Origin of the sequence: Tsuneonella litorea (assembly GCF_025154015.1) — a bacterium.
Classification (GTDB): Bacteria; Pseudomonadota; Alphaproteobacteria; order Sphingomonadales; family Sphingomonadaceae; genus Tsuneonella; species Tsuneonella litorea.
Genome location: NZ_JAOAMV010000006.1, coordinates 58,463 through 71,934, shown reverse-complemented (window position 1 = coordinate 71,934; position 13,472 = coordinate 58,463). Strand labels below are relative to the sequence as shown.

The 13,472-nt window shown below is 67.7% G+C and carries 12 protein-coding genes, 1 tRNA gene and 1 other RNA gene; 12 read left to right on the top strand and 2 right to left on the bottom strand.

Annotated elements, in window-relative coordinates:
- The first annotated feature begins 13 nt into the window (after positions 1 to 13).
- The 7 genes from N0B51_RS12360 (at position 14) to N0B51_RS12330 (ending at position 6,094) form a co-directional block, all read left to right on the top strand.
- A complete protein-coding gene (locus N0B51_RS12360; RefSeq protein WP_259962715.1) occupies positions 14 to 292 on the top strand; it encodes an ETC complex I subunit in 279 nt (92 codons plus the stop codon).
- A gap of 35 nt (positions 293 to 327) precedes the next feature.
- Positions 328 to 422: signal recognition particle sRNA small type (gene ffs / locus N0B51_RS12355), an RNA gene on the top strand.
- A 40-nt stretch (positions 423 to 462) separates the two neighbouring features.
- Positions 463 to 2,256 carry a DNA polymerase III subunit gamma/tau gene (locus N0B51_RS12350; RefSeq protein WP_259962714.1) on the top strand — a complete coding sequence of 598 codons (1,794 nt, stop codon included), beginning with the start codon at positions 463 to 465 and terminating at the stop codon, positions 2,254 to 2,256.
- Positions 2,253 to 2,594, top strand: coding sequence for a YbaB/EbfC family nucleoid-associated protein (locus N0B51_RS12345; RefSeq protein ID WP_259962713.1), 342 nt, complete (start codon positions 2,253 to 2,255; stop codon positions 2,592 to 2,594). The genes N0B51_RS12350 and N0B51_RS12345 overlap by 4 nt, the downstream gene beginning before the upstream one ends.
- A 79-nt stretch (positions 2,595 to 2,673) precedes the next feature.
- A complete protein-coding gene (locus tag N0B51_RS12340; RefSeq protein WP_259962711.1) occupies positions 2,674 to 3,150 on the top strand; it encodes a Csu type fimbrial protein in 477 nt (158 codons plus the stop codon).
- Positions 3,151 to 3,222: 72 nt separating this feature from the next.
- Positions 3,223 to 5,625, top strand: coding sequence for an endopeptidase La (gene lon / locus N0B51_RS12335; protein WP_259962710.1), 2,403 nt, complete (start codon positions 3,223 to 3,225; stop codon positions 5,623 to 5,625).
- Positions 5,626 to 5,695: 70 nt separating this feature from the next.
- Entirely contained in the window at positions 5,696 to 6,094 is a 399-nt protein-coding gene (locus tag N0B51_RS12330) for an HU family DNA-binding protein (protein WP_259962709.1), read from the top strand.
- A 48-nt stretch (positions 6,095 to 6,142) separates the two neighbouring features.
- On the opposite strand, the gene N0B51_RS12325 is transcribed toward N0B51_RS12330, so the two are convergent.
- On the bottom strand, positions 6,143 to 7,015 hold the full coding sequence (locus N0B51_RS12325; protein ID WP_259962708.1) for a hypothetical protein: 873 nt from the start codon (positions 7,013 to 7,015) through the stop codon (positions 6,143 to 6,145).
- A 23-nt stretch (positions 7,016 to 7,038) separates the two neighbouring features.
- Complete coding sequence (gene rlmB / locus N0B51_RS12320; RefSeq protein WP_259962707.1) at positions 7,039 to 7,830, bottom strand: 23S rRNA (guanosine(2251)-2'-O)-methyltransferase RlmB; 792 nt, start codon at positions 7,828 to 7,830, stop codon at positions 7,039 to 7,041.
- Between the two features lie 118 nt (positions 7,831 to 7,948).
- On the opposite strand from rlmB, the gene N0B51_RS12315 reads away from it, so the two are divergent.
- The 5 genes from N0B51_RS12315 to N0B51_RS12295 all read left to right on the top strand — a co-directional run bounded on the left by N0B51_RS12315 (position 7,949) and on the right by N0B51_RS12295 (position 13,071).
- Positions 7,949 to 8,034, top strand: a tRNA-Tyr gene (locus N0B51_RS12315).
- Positions 8,035 to 8,539: 505 nt separating this feature from the next.
- Positions 8,540 to 10,213 carry a M28 family metallopeptidase gene (locus N0B51_RS12310; protein ID WP_259962706.1) on the top strand — a complete coding sequence of 558 codons (1,674 nt, stop codon included), beginning with the start codon at positions 8,540 to 8,542 and terminating at the stop codon, positions 10,211 to 10,213.
- Positions 10,214 to 10,303: 90 nt separating this feature from the next.
- Entirely contained in the window at positions 10,304 to 11,425 is a 1,122-nt protein-coding gene (locus N0B51_RS12305; protein WP_259962705.1) for a beta-ketoacyl-ACP synthase III, read from the top strand.
- A gap of 48 nt (positions 11,426 to 11,473) precedes the next feature.
- Positions 11,474 to 12,223 carry a phosphatidylserine decarboxylase gene (locus tag N0B51_RS12300; protein WP_259962704.1) on the top strand — a complete coding sequence of 250 codons (750 nt, stop codon included), beginning with the start codon at positions 11,474 to 11,476 and terminating at the stop codon, positions 12,221 to 12,223.
- Positions 12,223 to 13,071 carry a CDP-alcohol phosphatidyltransferase family protein gene (locus N0B51_RS12295; RefSeq protein WP_259962703.1) on the top strand — a complete coding sequence of 283 codons (849 nt, stop codon included), beginning with the start codon at positions 12,223 to 12,225 and terminating at the stop codon, positions 13,069 to 13,071. The genes N0B51_RS12300 and N0B51_RS12295 overlap by 1 nt, the downstream gene beginning before the upstream one ends.
- The last annotated feature ends 401 nt before the right edge of the window (positions 13,072 to 13,472 follow it).

Below are 13,472 nucleotides of genomic sequence, written 5' to 3'. Positions count from 1 at the left end.
TTAAGGGACCCCCATGGCCGCACGCATCTATCAACGCCCGAAGAACTCCATGCAGTCCGGCAGGGCGCTCACCGACCAGTGGATCCTCGAGTTCGAGCAGTCCGAGGCGCGCAAGCCCGATCCGCTGATGGGGTGGACCGGAAGCGGCGATACCCAGGCGCAGGTCGTGCTGAGCTTTCCCACGCGCGAGGACGCGCAGGCCTACGCCGCGAAGTACGGGATCCCTGCGCGGGTTCACGCGACCCCGCCCAAGGGCCTCAAGATCCAGGCCTACGCCGACAACTTTCGCTGAGTTGATTTCCGTCGCAACCGCCGCCATATGCGCCGCCGGGAGTCGGTCGGACGTTTGCGTTCGCTCACCGGGTCAGGTCCGGAAGGAAGCAGCCCAGGTGGATTGCGGCGGGTCGGCCGGCTCCTCAATCATTCCATGACAAGCCGCGCGCCAATCCCTAGCTTCGGATCATGATCGATTCCGGGGACATGTTCGGCGAATCTTCCGCCGAGGACGAGCAGGACGACGCGCCCACCGCGGCCGAGCTCGAAGCCGCGGGGCAGAGCGCCATGTTCGGCGATCCCGCGCCGGCAGCATCTCCCGAACCGGCGAGCGAGGCCGCACCGGCGCCCAGGCCCGCGCCCGCGCCGGCCTCCGCCCAGCAGCCCTACCGCGTGCTCGCCCGCAAGTACCGGCCGCAGACCTTCAGCGAGCTGATCGGGCAGGAACCGATGGTCCGCACGCTCGCCAACGCGATCAAGCGCGACCGGCTGGCGCATGCGTTCCTGATGACCGGCGTGCGCGGGGTGGGGAAGACCTCCACCGCGCGGCTCATCGCCAAGGCGCTGAATTGCATCGGCCCCGATGGAAACGGCGGCCCGACGATCGATCCGTGCGGCGTCTGCGAGCCGTGCCGCGCGATCGCGGAAGGCCGTCACATCGACGTGATCGAGATGGACGCGGCCTCCAACACCGGGGTCGACGACGTGCGCGAGATCATCGAGGCGGTGCGCTACGCCGCCGTTTCGGCGCGCTACAAGATCTACATCATCGACGAAGTCCACATGTTGTCGCGCAATGCTTTCAACGCCTTGCTCAAGACACTTGAGGAACCGCCTGCGCACGTGAAGTTCCTCTTCGCGACCACCGAGGTCGAGAAGCTGCCGGTGACCGTGCTCAGCCGCACGCAGCGCTTCGACCTGAGGCGCATTCCGGCCGAGCTGCTCGAACAGCAGTTCGCGTCGATCTGCCGCCAGGAGGGCGTGGAAGCCGATCCGGAGGCGCTCGCGCTGATCGCGGGGGCCGCCGAGGGATCGAGCCGCGACGGGCTGTCGATTCTCGACCAGGCGATCGCCCATGCGGACCTCGACACCGATGGAAAGGTCACCGCCGAACGCGTGCGCGACATGCTGGGCCTCGCCGATCGCGGCGCCCAGCGGCGGCTGTTCGCGAGCCTTCTGGAAGGCGATGCACAGGCGCTGTTGGCCGCGCTGGGCGAGCAGTACGGGCTCGGGGTCGAGCCGCTGGCGCTGATGCGCACGCTGATGGACCTGACGAATCGGATCACCGTGACGCAGGTCGGCGGCAGCGGGGCCGATGCGCCCACCGCCGAGGAGCGTGCCGTCATCGAGGACTGGGCCGCGCGGCTGGCACCCGGGCAGCTCCACCGCCTCTGGCAGCTCCTGCTCAAGGGCTATGACGAGGTGAAGGGCGCGCCCGATCCGCTGGTGGCGGCGCAGATGGCGCTCCTTCGCACGCTCCACGCCGCCGATCTGCCCGATCCGGGCACGCTTGCAAAACGCCTCGAGGAAGCCGCGGCGCGTGCGCCTGCGAGTTCCTCCGCCGCTTCTGGCGCGACGGAGGCCCCGGCCCCGGCCGCGCGGATCGAGTGGGCCGAACTCGTCGAGCGGATCGAGCGCGAAGGCGGCTCGCTCCACCTTGCCTCGCGCCTCAGGATGCAGGTGCGCCCGGTCGATCTCGCCAACGGAAAGTTGGTCTTTGCGCAGGCCCCCGGTTTTTCCGAGGATCTCGCCCCCGAACTGCGCCAGGCGCTGCTCGACCTCACCGGAACGCGCTGGCAGGTCGAACAGGCGGCCGATGGGGGCGAACCCACGCTCGTCGAGCGCGAACAGGCCGCCAAGGCCGAAGCCGAGGCCAAGGTGCGCGCGCACCCGCTGGTCGAGGCGACCTTCGCCGCATTCCCTGATGCCGAGATCGTCGTCGACGACGACGCCGGCGCCGTCCCATGGAGACGCAACGCATGAAATCGATGGAAGAAATGCTCGCCGCCGCGCAGAAGGCCGCGGAACAGATCCAGCAGCAGATGGGCGATGCCCAGGCCAAGCTCGACAGTCTCGAGGTCGAGGGAAGCGCCGGCGGGGGGCTGGTAAAGATTCGCGCCACTGCCAAGGGCCGGATCCTGTCGGTCTCGATCGACGACAGCCTGATCGTGCCGGAAGACAAGCAGATGCTCGAGGACCTCGTAACGGCGGCGTTCAACGACGCGCGCGGCAAGGCCGACCGTGTCGCGGGCGAGGAGATGGCGAAGATCCAGTCGGGGATGGGTCTGCCGCCCGGCCTCGAGATCCCCGGCTTCGGCTGACCCGGTTAACCTGTCCATAAGCGGGGCATCCGTGGTTAACCGGATGTAACCGTCCGCCCGTCTCTGGCATGGCGATGCGATGCAGCGCCTCGCCATCATAGCCGTTGCGGTCGCGACCGCGGGAACGACTGCGGCTGCCCCGGCGTGGGCGGGCCAGGTGTCCGCCACCATGCCCGTGACCCTCACCGTCCAGCCCGCCTGCCGGGTCAGCGCCACGCCGATGGCATTCGCCGGCACGGGCGGCGCCACGATCGATGCAGAATCGCGGATCGCGGTCGATTGCAACGGGGACATTCCCCTCTCGATTACGCTCGATGGCGGTGCGCACGCCGCAGGTGGAGAGCGCCGGCTGGCGAGCGGGGGCGGCGGCTACGTTTCCTACGTGCTCTACAGCGATGCGGGGCGCCGTATGCCCTGGCTCCCCGGTCAGCCCGTCGCGGCGACCGCTAGGGGCGGGCGTCTCGAGATGGCTGCCTATGGCCGGGTCGATCCTTCGGCAACGCGGGGGGCCGATGGCGAGTATGCCGACATCGTGGCCATCACCGTCGAATTCTAGGCCGCCCGCGCCATCCACAGGGCAACCCCGGCCGGGATTGCACGCCCGGCGTACGCACCCCATATCCCGCGCATGAACCAGCTCTTCCCCCTGCTTCCCTTGCGCGACATCGTGGTTTTTCCGGGCCAGGTCGTCTCGCTGTTCGTCGGCCGCACCAAGTCGGTCGCTGCGCTCGAGGCGGCGATGGAGGGTGACAAGGACATCTTCCTGCTCGCCCAGCTCGATCCGGGCACCGACGATCCGACCGACGACGACCTTTACGACATCGGCGTGGTCGCGCAGGTGCTCCAGCTCCTCAAGATGCCCGACGGCACCGTGCGCGTGCTCGTCGAAGGCGGGGAACGCGCCGGCCTCGTCGCCATGCGGCCCGAGAATGGGCCAAACGGTGCGCTGGTCGTCGCAGAAGTCGAAGTGAAGCAGCCCGAAACCGCGGCCGGCAGCGAAGTCGTGGCGACGATGCGCCAGGTTGTCGAGCAGTTCGGCGAGTACGCCAAGCTCAACAAGAAGCTGGGCGACAACGCGGTGCAGGACCTCGCGGAAATCGACGACGCGGGCGAGCTCGCCGACACGATCGCCGCCGCGTTGCAGGGCAAGGTGGCCGACAAGCAGGCACTCCTCGCCGAGCGCAGCCCATTGAAGCGGCTCGAGATGGTTATGGCGATCATGGAGGGCGAGCTGTCGGTCCTCCAGGTCGAGCGCAAGATCCGCGGCCGCGTGAAGCGGCAGATGGAGAAGACCCAGCGCGAGTACTACCTCAACGAACAGCTCAAGGCGATCCAGAGCGAGCTGGGCGGCGGTGACGGCGAGGACGGCGACGAGATCGCCGAGCTGACCGAGAAGATCGCCAAGCTCAAGCTCAGCAAGGAAGCCCGCGCGAAGGCGGAAAGCGAGCTCAAGAAGCTCAAGACCATGCAGCCGATGAGCGCCGAGGCGACGGTCATCCGCAACTACCTCGACGTGCTGCTGGGCCTGCCGTGGGGCAAGAAGAGCCGTCTGAAGAAGGATATCGCCAAGGCGCAGGAGATCCTCGACGAGGATCACTACGCGCTCGAGAAGGTCAAGGACCGGATCGTCGAATACCTCGCGGTCCAGGCGCGGACCAACAAGCTCAAGGGGCCGATCCTGTGCCTCGTCGGCCCGCCGGGCGTCGGCAAGACCAGCCTCGGCAAGTCGATCGCCAAGGCGACGGGCCGCGAATTCGTGCGCCAGTCGCTGGGCGGCGTGCGCGACGAGGCCGAGATCCGCGGCCACCGCAGGACCTACATCGGCTCGCTGCCGGGCAAGATCGTCTCCAACTTGCGCAAAGCGGGGACCAGCAACCCGCTGTTCCTGCTCGACGAGATCGACAAGCTCGGCCAGGATTTCCGCGGCGATCCCGCCTCGGCGTTGCTCGAGGTGCTCGACCCGGAACAGAACAGCAAGTTCCAGGACCACTACCTCGAGCTCGATCTCGATCTCAGCGACATCATGTTCGTGACCACGGCGAACAGCCTCAACCTGCCGCAGCCGCTGCTCGACCGCATGGAGATCATCCGGCTCGAGGGCTATACCGAGGACGAGAAGGTCGAGATCGCCGAGCGGCACCTGATCCCCAAGCAGATCGAGGCGCACGGGCTCAAAAAGGGCGAGTTCACGCTGACGACCGATGGCCTGCGCGACCTGATCCGCTACTATACCCGCGAAGCGGGCGTCCGCACGCTCGAGCGCGAGATCGCGCGGCTGGCGCGCAAGTCCCTCCGCAAGATCCTCGAGAAGGAGGTCGAGAGCGTGACGATCACGCCCGACAACCTCGGCGACTTCGCCGGCGTGCGGAAGTTCAAGCACGGGATGGGCGAGGAAGAGGCGCAGGTCGGCGCGGTCACCGGGCTCGCCTGGACTGAAGTCGGCGGCGAGCTGCTGACGATCGAGAGCGTGACGACGCCGGGCAAGGGCGAGATCAAGACCACCGGCAAGCTGGGCGAGGTGATGAACGAGAGCGTCGCCGCCGCGTTCAGCTTCGTGAAGGCGCGCGCCCCGGCCTACGGCATCCGTCCCAGCCTGTTCCACCGGCGCAACATCCACATCCACCTGCCCGAGGGCGCGGTGCCCAAGGACGGGCCGAGCGCGGGCGTGGGCATGGTCACCTCGATCGTTTCGACGCTGACGGGTATCGCGGTGCGGCCCGACGTGGCGATGACGGGCGAGGTCACGCTGCGCGGCCGGGTGCTCGCGATCGGAGGCCTGAAGGAAAAGCTGCTCGCTGCGCTGCGCGGCGGGATCAAGACGGTCCTCATCCCCGAAGAGAACGTGAAGGACCTCGTGGAGATTCCCCAGAACATAAGGGACGGGCTCGAAATCGTGCCGGTCGGTCATGTCGACGAGGTGCTCGAGCGCGCCCTCGTCGCACCGCTCGAATCGATCGAATGGAGCGAGGCGGACGACCTGGCGAGCCAGCCCGGCCCGGCCACCCCGGGCGAAGGCGCGACAGCGCACTGAGCGTGCCTTCGCCGCGGCGTCGGCGGCAGAATCCCCGCGTTTTGGACCACGATGGGACAAGTCGTGCGGTGTGGCGCGCGAACCGACCGGATTAGTCTTTGACTTGCAGCCCAAAAGCCATTCAATTCGGGCCTTTCATCATCGAGGCGATTCTGCGGAGTCGTCTGCGGTCGCGCGCAACAGCAAGGGGGAAGGAATGAACAAGAACGATCTCATCGGATCGGTCGCCGAAACCGCGGGGCTCTCCAAGAGCGATGCGGCCAGTGCTGTCGAAGGTGTGTTTGATGCGATCACCGCAGCGCTCAAGAAGGGCGACGAAGTGCGGCTGGTCGGTTTCGGGACCTTTACCGTTGCCCGCCGCAAGGCCTCGACCGGCCGCAATCCGCGTACGGGCGAGCCGATGAAGATCAAGGCGTCGAATCAGCCCAAGTTCAAGGCCGGCAAGGTTCTGAAGGACTCGGTGAACTGATCGCCAGGCGGCGCCGCTACCGGATCGCCGCCCTCGTTTCTCTGCCAGTCAGTCGATCCGGATCAGCGCGGTCGGTGCGGCTTTCGTCCGCACGTTGACCGGCCACGACAGCGCCCTTCCGGCTGCGACCGGGCGGGCGCCTTCGTCCGTGTTGTTGGCGAGGATTTCGCCATCGGTGGTGATGGTAAAGGTTCCTTCGGTCCGCGGGATCGCGGGGCCGGTCTCGTTGCCATCGCCCGCAGGCAGGGGCATTCCGCCCATTCCGGCGATCAGGCTCTGGAAGGGATTGCCACTCGCTTGCGGGGCGAAGCCGGGTGCATCCACGCGGATTGTCCCGTCCACCCGCCGGGTGACCGCCACAAAGCTGTTCACCATCGGGAAGCCTTCGATCGTCGGAAACAGGAAGTCGTGCTCGATCTTGCCGGTCAGCGCGAAACGCACGTCGAACCGGCCGTCCCCCTTGCTGGTCACCTCCTTCCAGCCAGCCTGGCGCCGCAACCTTGCGGCCAGTTCCTCCGCTGCCGCGGGATCCGCCGGATCGAGGCCGCCCAGCATCGCGCGCGCCGCGTCGGCTTCCCGCTTCTTCCTCTCCGCGCGTTCGGCCTGCGATTCGTCCCACGTCCGGCGTTGCGCGGCGAGCTCGTCTCCGGTGCAGTCGCGCTCTTCGAAAGAGTCGTCGTCGAAGCAGGGTTCAGGCTCGAACGTCTCGTCCGCCTGCATCCCGCTCCCCATCTGCGCGAGCTTGCTCAGCGCCATCAGGTAGATTTCGCCGTCATAGGTATAGGTGAAGGTGCCGTCGCGGCGGAGATCGAGCGTCGCGGAAAACTGGCCGGGCCACAGCAGGCACCCGCTCAGCAATGCGGCCACGGCGGCGACGAGTGCGCCCTCGGCCAGTCGGCGCATCGGCGATTTCCGTTTCATCTTTCCCCCCATTTCTGTCTGCTTCAGCCGGATCGCGCGGCAATTGCATACAGTGCGATCGCTGCGGCGTTCGATACGTTCAGGCTCTCGATCGCGTTCGAGATCGGCAGCTTGGCCAGCGCGTCGCAATGGGCGGCAATGTTGTGCCGCATTCCTTCGCCCTCGGCGCCCAGGACCAGCGCGACACGGCCGGCGGGCATCGCTTCGGCCAGCGTCGCCTCCGCTTCGCCGGCGAGGCCGATCCGCCAGTATCCCGCCTCGGCGAGGTCATCGAGCGCGCGCGCCAGGTTCACGACGCGCACCCACGGGACGATCTCGAGTGCGCCGCTCGCCGACTTGGCGAGCGTGCCCGATTCGGGGGGGGCATGGCGATCCTGAGTGACGACCGCCGCCGCGCCGAAGGCCGCCGCTGAGCGCAGGATTGCGCCCACGTTGTGCGGGTCGGTCACCTGGTCGAGAACGAGGACCGGCGCATCGCTGTCTCCGATCACGTCCTCGAGGAAGACGTCGTCGAGCGGTGCGCACTCCAGCACCAGACCCTGGTGCGGGGCGTCGCGCGCGACGAGGCGGGCGAGATCGGCACCATCGGCCCATTCGACCGGGAAATCAGGCGGCAGTTCGCCGTCGAGCGAGGCGACGCCCTCGCGGGTGGCCCACAGCTTGCGGTGGCTGCGGTCGGGATTCTTGAGCGCCGCCTCGACCGCGTGGCGGCCCCACAGGCGCACCTGCCCGCTGCTTGCGCGGCCCGAGCCGCGTCCGCCCTGCATCCGTCCCGCGCGTCCGCGCATCGCGCGTTTTCGTTCGCCTTTCGCCATGCTGCGGCCCTGCCAGCAGGGCCATTGACAGGCAAGCGCCACTTCGCCATTGCGCGCCTTCCTCGGCCGGCCGGCCCCTCGCGGGGCTCATCTGTAACGGAAGCGGCAGGCCCTGTGTGGACAGGTGGCCGAGTGGTTAAAGGCAGCAGACTGTAAATCTGCCCGCGCAAGCGTACGCTGGTTCGAATCCAGCCCTGTCCACCACCCAACTCCCGAGAATGGTCACCTCCCTTTGCGAACTGGGCAGTTGCGAACTGGGCGGCCCTTGGCACCGAGCGTACGGGAAGATCATCTACCGCTATTACGGCGGCTGCGGCGCGGTAGCGAACTGGTCACTGGAAGCGCCCGCCGCTGACCACGGGGTCTGCGCCCGGCAACGCACCCGTCCCGCCTGCCGGAGGACAGGAAAGCCATTTATCGGGCGGCAGCCGGACGGAGGCGAAGCGCACGCGCACGACCACAGAAATCCGCTTCGCCGCGCATTTTGCTAACTTTCGAAAATTGTGCCGCCGCGTACCGAGCCGTACAAGCGCCGCGTTCCGTGGACGGGACGACCCCAAACAGTGGCCCCGCCTTCCATCGAGTGAGGCGGGGCCTTTTACATGCGGATCGCCACAGAAGCGGCACGAGCGCCGGGCGGCGGTGCAGGGGTTGCAAGCGGTTTTCACCCGGCTAGGCTTGCGCCTCGTCCCGGACCCTGGAGATTGCGATGATCGCCCGCTTGCTGGCCGCCGTGCCCCTTCTTGTTGCTGCGCCGGCCCTGGCGCACGAGCCAGCGATGCCGGACACGCCCATCGAAGCAGGCAGGTTGGCGGAATCGGTGCGCACGCTCGCCTCCGACCAGTTCGAGGGGCGCGCGCCGGGGACGGCCGGCGAGGAACGGACGGTCGGCTATCTGATCGGCCGCCTCCAGGCGCTGGGGCTGGACCCTGGCGGCAGGGACGGGTCCTGGACCCAGGTCGTGCCGCTTCTGCACACCCGGCTCGGCGCGCCGCGGGCCCTCGCGTTCAGGCACGGGGAAAAGATCCGTCCGCTGGCCTTTCCGGACGACGTCTATCTTTCGACGCTGCAACCCTCCGACGCGGTCGAGATCGCAGAGGCGCCGCTGGTCTTCGTCGGCTACGGGGTCAACGCGCCCGAGCGCGGCTGGGATGACTTCAAGGGCATCGACCTCAAAGGCAAGGTAGCCGTATTCCTGGTCAACGATCCCGATTTCCACGCGGCCAAGGGCGAGCCTGTCGCCGGGACATTTGGCGGGCGCACGATGACCTACTACGGCCGCTGGACCTACAAGTTCGAGGAGGCCGCGCGGCGCGGCGCGGTCGGCGCGCTGATCGTGCACGAGACGGCCGCCGCCGGTTACGGATGGAACGTGATCAGGAGTCCCGGCGGCGAAAACTACGATGTCGTGCGCGATCCCGGCAAAGTGACCAGCCTCGCCCTGCAGGGGTGGATCAGCGGCGAAACCGCCCGGGCGCTGTTTTCCGATGCCGGGTACGATCTTGCGAAGTTGAGCGCGGCCGCACGGCGCAAGGACTTCAGGCCGGTCGACCTGAAGACGACCTTTTCCGCCTCGTTCCCGGTGAAGCAGGAAGTGGTCCGGAGCCAGAACGTGCTGGCGCGGATCCCCGGCGCGGCGCGTCCGGACGAGGTCGTGATGTACGGCGCCCACTGGGACGCCTACGGCGCTGGCGAACCTGACGCGCAGGGGCGGATTTACCGTGCCGGTGCGAACGACGACGCGCTGGGCGTGGCCGCGCTGCTCGAGATCGCGCGGTCGTTCCGGGCGGCGCCCGCGCCCGAGCGGAGCGTCGTCTTTGCGTTCTGGACCGCCGAGGAACGCGGCTTGCTGGGTTCCGAGTACTACGCGGCCAACCCGGTCTACCCGCTCGACACGACGGTCGCCAACTTCGCGATCGACATCCTGCAGACCGCCGGTCGCGCGCGGGACGTCATCCTCGTCGGCAAGGGGCAGACCACGCTAGAGGACGACCTTGCGCGCTTTGCCGACGCGCAGGGACGCACGGTGAGCGAGGAAAGCCTGCCAGAGCGCGGGCTGTTCTATCGCGCGGACCACTTCAGCCTCGCCAAGCGCGGGGTGCCGGTGCTCCTGCTGATGGGAATTGCCGGCGCGTCCGATCTTGTCGAAGGCGGCACCGCCGCTGGGCAGGCATGGGTCGATGCCTACACCGGCACCTGCTATCATGCCGCCTGCGACGCGTGGAGCGAGGAATGGAACCTGGCCGGCGCGGTGCAGGACATCGCGCTGTTCCGCGACATCGGCGCCGAACTGGCCAACTCGGATCGCTGGCCGGGCTGGAAGGCTGGGTCCGAGTTCAAGTCCATCCGCGACGCGAGCGAGGCTGCGCGGTCGAAGCCCTGACCCTCGCCGGCTTCCGCCGCACCCCCGGGCAAGCAGGGCGTCGTGCCACCGTCTCTTGTCGGCCGGCGCGCGCGCGCCTAATCGGCGGCCATGCCCCGTCCCGTCATTTCGGCCACCGGCCTGTTCACACCTGCGCAGACCATCACGAACGAGGAACTCGTCGAGAGTTTCAATGCCTACGTCGCGCGGCACAATGCTGACAACGCGGAAGCGATCGCCGCCGGAGAGGTCGCCGCGCTGGAACCCAGTTCGGTGGAATTCATCGAAAAGGCGAGCGGGATCAAGGCGCGCCATGTCGTCGACAAGGCGAACGTGCTCGATCCGGCGACGATGTGCCCGCGAATACCCGAGCGCGGGAACGAGGAGCTGTCGATCATGGCGGAGATCGGTGTCGCGGCCGCGCGCGAGGCGCTCGAACGGGCAGGGCGCGAGGCGGAAGACGTCGATGCAGTCCTGTGCGCGGCGTCGAACATGCAGCGCGCCTATCCCGCGATGGCAATCGAAATCCAGCATGCGCTCGGCGTCGAGGGTTTTGGGTTCGACATGAACGTGGCGTGCTCGTCGGCGACCTTCGGCATCCAGACGGCCGCAGATTACATCCGGGCAGGCAACGCGCGCAGCGTGCTTGTCGTCAGCCCGGAGATCACCAGCGGCCACCTCAACTGGCGCGACCGGGACAGTCATTTCATTTTCGGCGACGTGGCGACCGCGGTGCTGGTCGAGGACGCCGAGATCGCTCCGGTCGATCACTGGGACATCCTCGGCACGAAGCTGAAGACCGTCTTCTCGAACAACATCCGCAACAACTTCGGCTTTCTCAACCGCACCGCGCCCGAAACCCGCGACGGACCAGACAAGCTGTTCGTCCAGGAAGGGCGCAAGGTGTTCAAGGAAGTGGTCCCGATGGTTGCCGCGATGATCTGCGAGGAGGCCGAGCGGCTCGGCATCGAACCCGCGTCCCTGCGCCGGCTCTGGCTCCACCAGGCCAACGCGGGCATGAACCGGCTGATCGCGCAGAAGGTGCTCGGGCACGAAGCGACCGCCGACGAAAGCCCGACCGTGCTCGACACCTATGCCAATACCTCCAGCGCGGGGTCGATCATCGCCTTCCACAAGCATTCGGCCGATCTGGCCTATGGCGACATCGGGCTCATCTGTTCGTTCGGGGCGGGGTATTCGGCTGGAACCGTATTCGTGCGCAAGGCGACATGAGCCGGTTTCGCTTGTGACTGGCGAGCCCAGCACCTAAGCCTTCGGCCCATGGCCGGAGAAATACTCGACAACAGGGGCCGGGGGGACGCGCATTGGCGGTTGCCGCCGGTCCATCCCGAAGGTCGCAAGTTTGCCCTGATCGCCGCCGCCGCCAGTCTGGTGACCGCGCTTCTGGCGTGGGAAACGCTGGCCTGGCCGCTCGCATTCCTGACGATCGGCATCCTCGCCTTCTTTCGCGATCCCGAGCGCGTGGTGCCGCAGGGGGACGACCTGATCGTCTCGCCCGCCGACGGCCTCGTCTCGCTGATCGCGGAGGTCGAGCCGCCCAAGGAGCTGACCATCGACGACGGGAGCGGCACCCGCGGCCTGTCGTCGGGGCCGGTGACCCGCATCTCGATCTTCATGTCGGCGTTCGACGTGCACATTAACCGGGCGCCGATCGGCGGAACGGTGAAGCGGCTGGTCTACATCCCCGGCAAGTTCATGAACGCCGATCTCGACAAGGCGAGCGAGGACAACGAGCGCCAGCATCTGCTGATCGAGCGTCCCGATGGCCTACTGATCGGCTTCACCCAGATCGCCGGCCTCGTAGCGCGGCGGATCGTGCCGTTCGTGAAGCCCGGCGACCTCGTGGCGAGCGGCCAGCGAATCGGCCTGATCCGCTTCGGCAGCCGCGTCGACGTCTACTTGCCGGCAGGGACGGCCGCCCGGGTCGTGCTGGGGCAGACCGTCGTCGCAGGTGAAACCGTGCTCGCCGAAGCCGGCACGCAGCAACTCATCGAAGGGGTCAGCCAGTAATGCCCGACGAGCCGCGCATCGGGCCCAAGGCGGCCGAGGACGAGACGCCGCTTCGCCCGCAGGGACGAAGCCAGGGCCTGCCGATGCGGGCGGTGCTGCCCAATGCGATCACTGCCGCGGCGCTGTGTTCGGGTCTCACCGGGATACGCTTCGCGATCGACGGGATGTGGCGCGAGGCGGTGATCGCGATCATCCTTGCAGGCGTGCTCGACGGGATCGACGGGCGTGCCGCACGCCTGCTCAAGGCGCAGTCGCGCTTTGGGGCCGAGCTCGACAGCCTGGCCGATTCGCTCAGCTTTGGTACGGCCCCGGCGCTGATCCTGTTTCTCTGGTCGCTCGGCGACCTGTCCCGGATCGGATGGTTCGCCGCGCTCGCCTTCGCGATTTCCGGCGCCCTTCGCCTCGCGCGGTTCAATGCCCAGATCGACGTGAAGGACCAGCCGCACAAGTCGGCCGGTTTCCTGACCGGCGTGCCGGCCCCGGTGGGGGCGGGCCTGGCATTCCTCCCGGTCTACCTGTGGATGGCTACCGGCGATGAAACCTTCCGCGATCCGCTGGTGGTGGCGCCGTGGACCGCGTTCGTGGCATTCCTGATGATCTCGAACCTGGCGACGCTGAGCTGGGGGCGGATGCGTCCGCGGCGTGACGTGCGGCTGGGCGTGATTGCAGTGGTCGGAATGGTCTTTGCGGCGCTGCTGCTCGAACCGTGGTGGACGCTGGCGGTGATCTGCCTGGTGTACCTGGCGACGATGCCGTGGTCGATCCTGCGCTATGCGAAGATCAGGCGGCAACGCGCCGCGGGGCCGGTGCCCGCGCCGTTCGACGCTGCGACGAGCGAACTGCATTAACTGGCGCGGGGCGCAGGGCAGGCATCCGCGCGCCTGGCGCGCCGTCGACAGTCATCGTGACCGTGCGCATCGCATCGCACCGTGACAGCTCTGCGCGAACCCGCCGAACGGCGGCTCGGCCCCGCACGACTGCGTCGGCAAGGGTGAGCGCGCTCGCCACGGCGACGGTTGCGAACAGCAGGGTGAGCAGGATGGCAGTCATCAGTCGGAACCCTCGAAGCGGCACAGGCGTGTTGACAGCCTGTGGACAACTGGTGGAAACCACCAAGCCGCGAGACGTTCCCGCGACGGGTTGTTTGTTCCCTATTTGTTCCTCCTAGTCAAGCGAATTCGCGACGGGATTCGCATTCCTCGCGACGAATTGAGGGTGGATTTCTCGCCCCGCGGACGCTAAGGGCGCC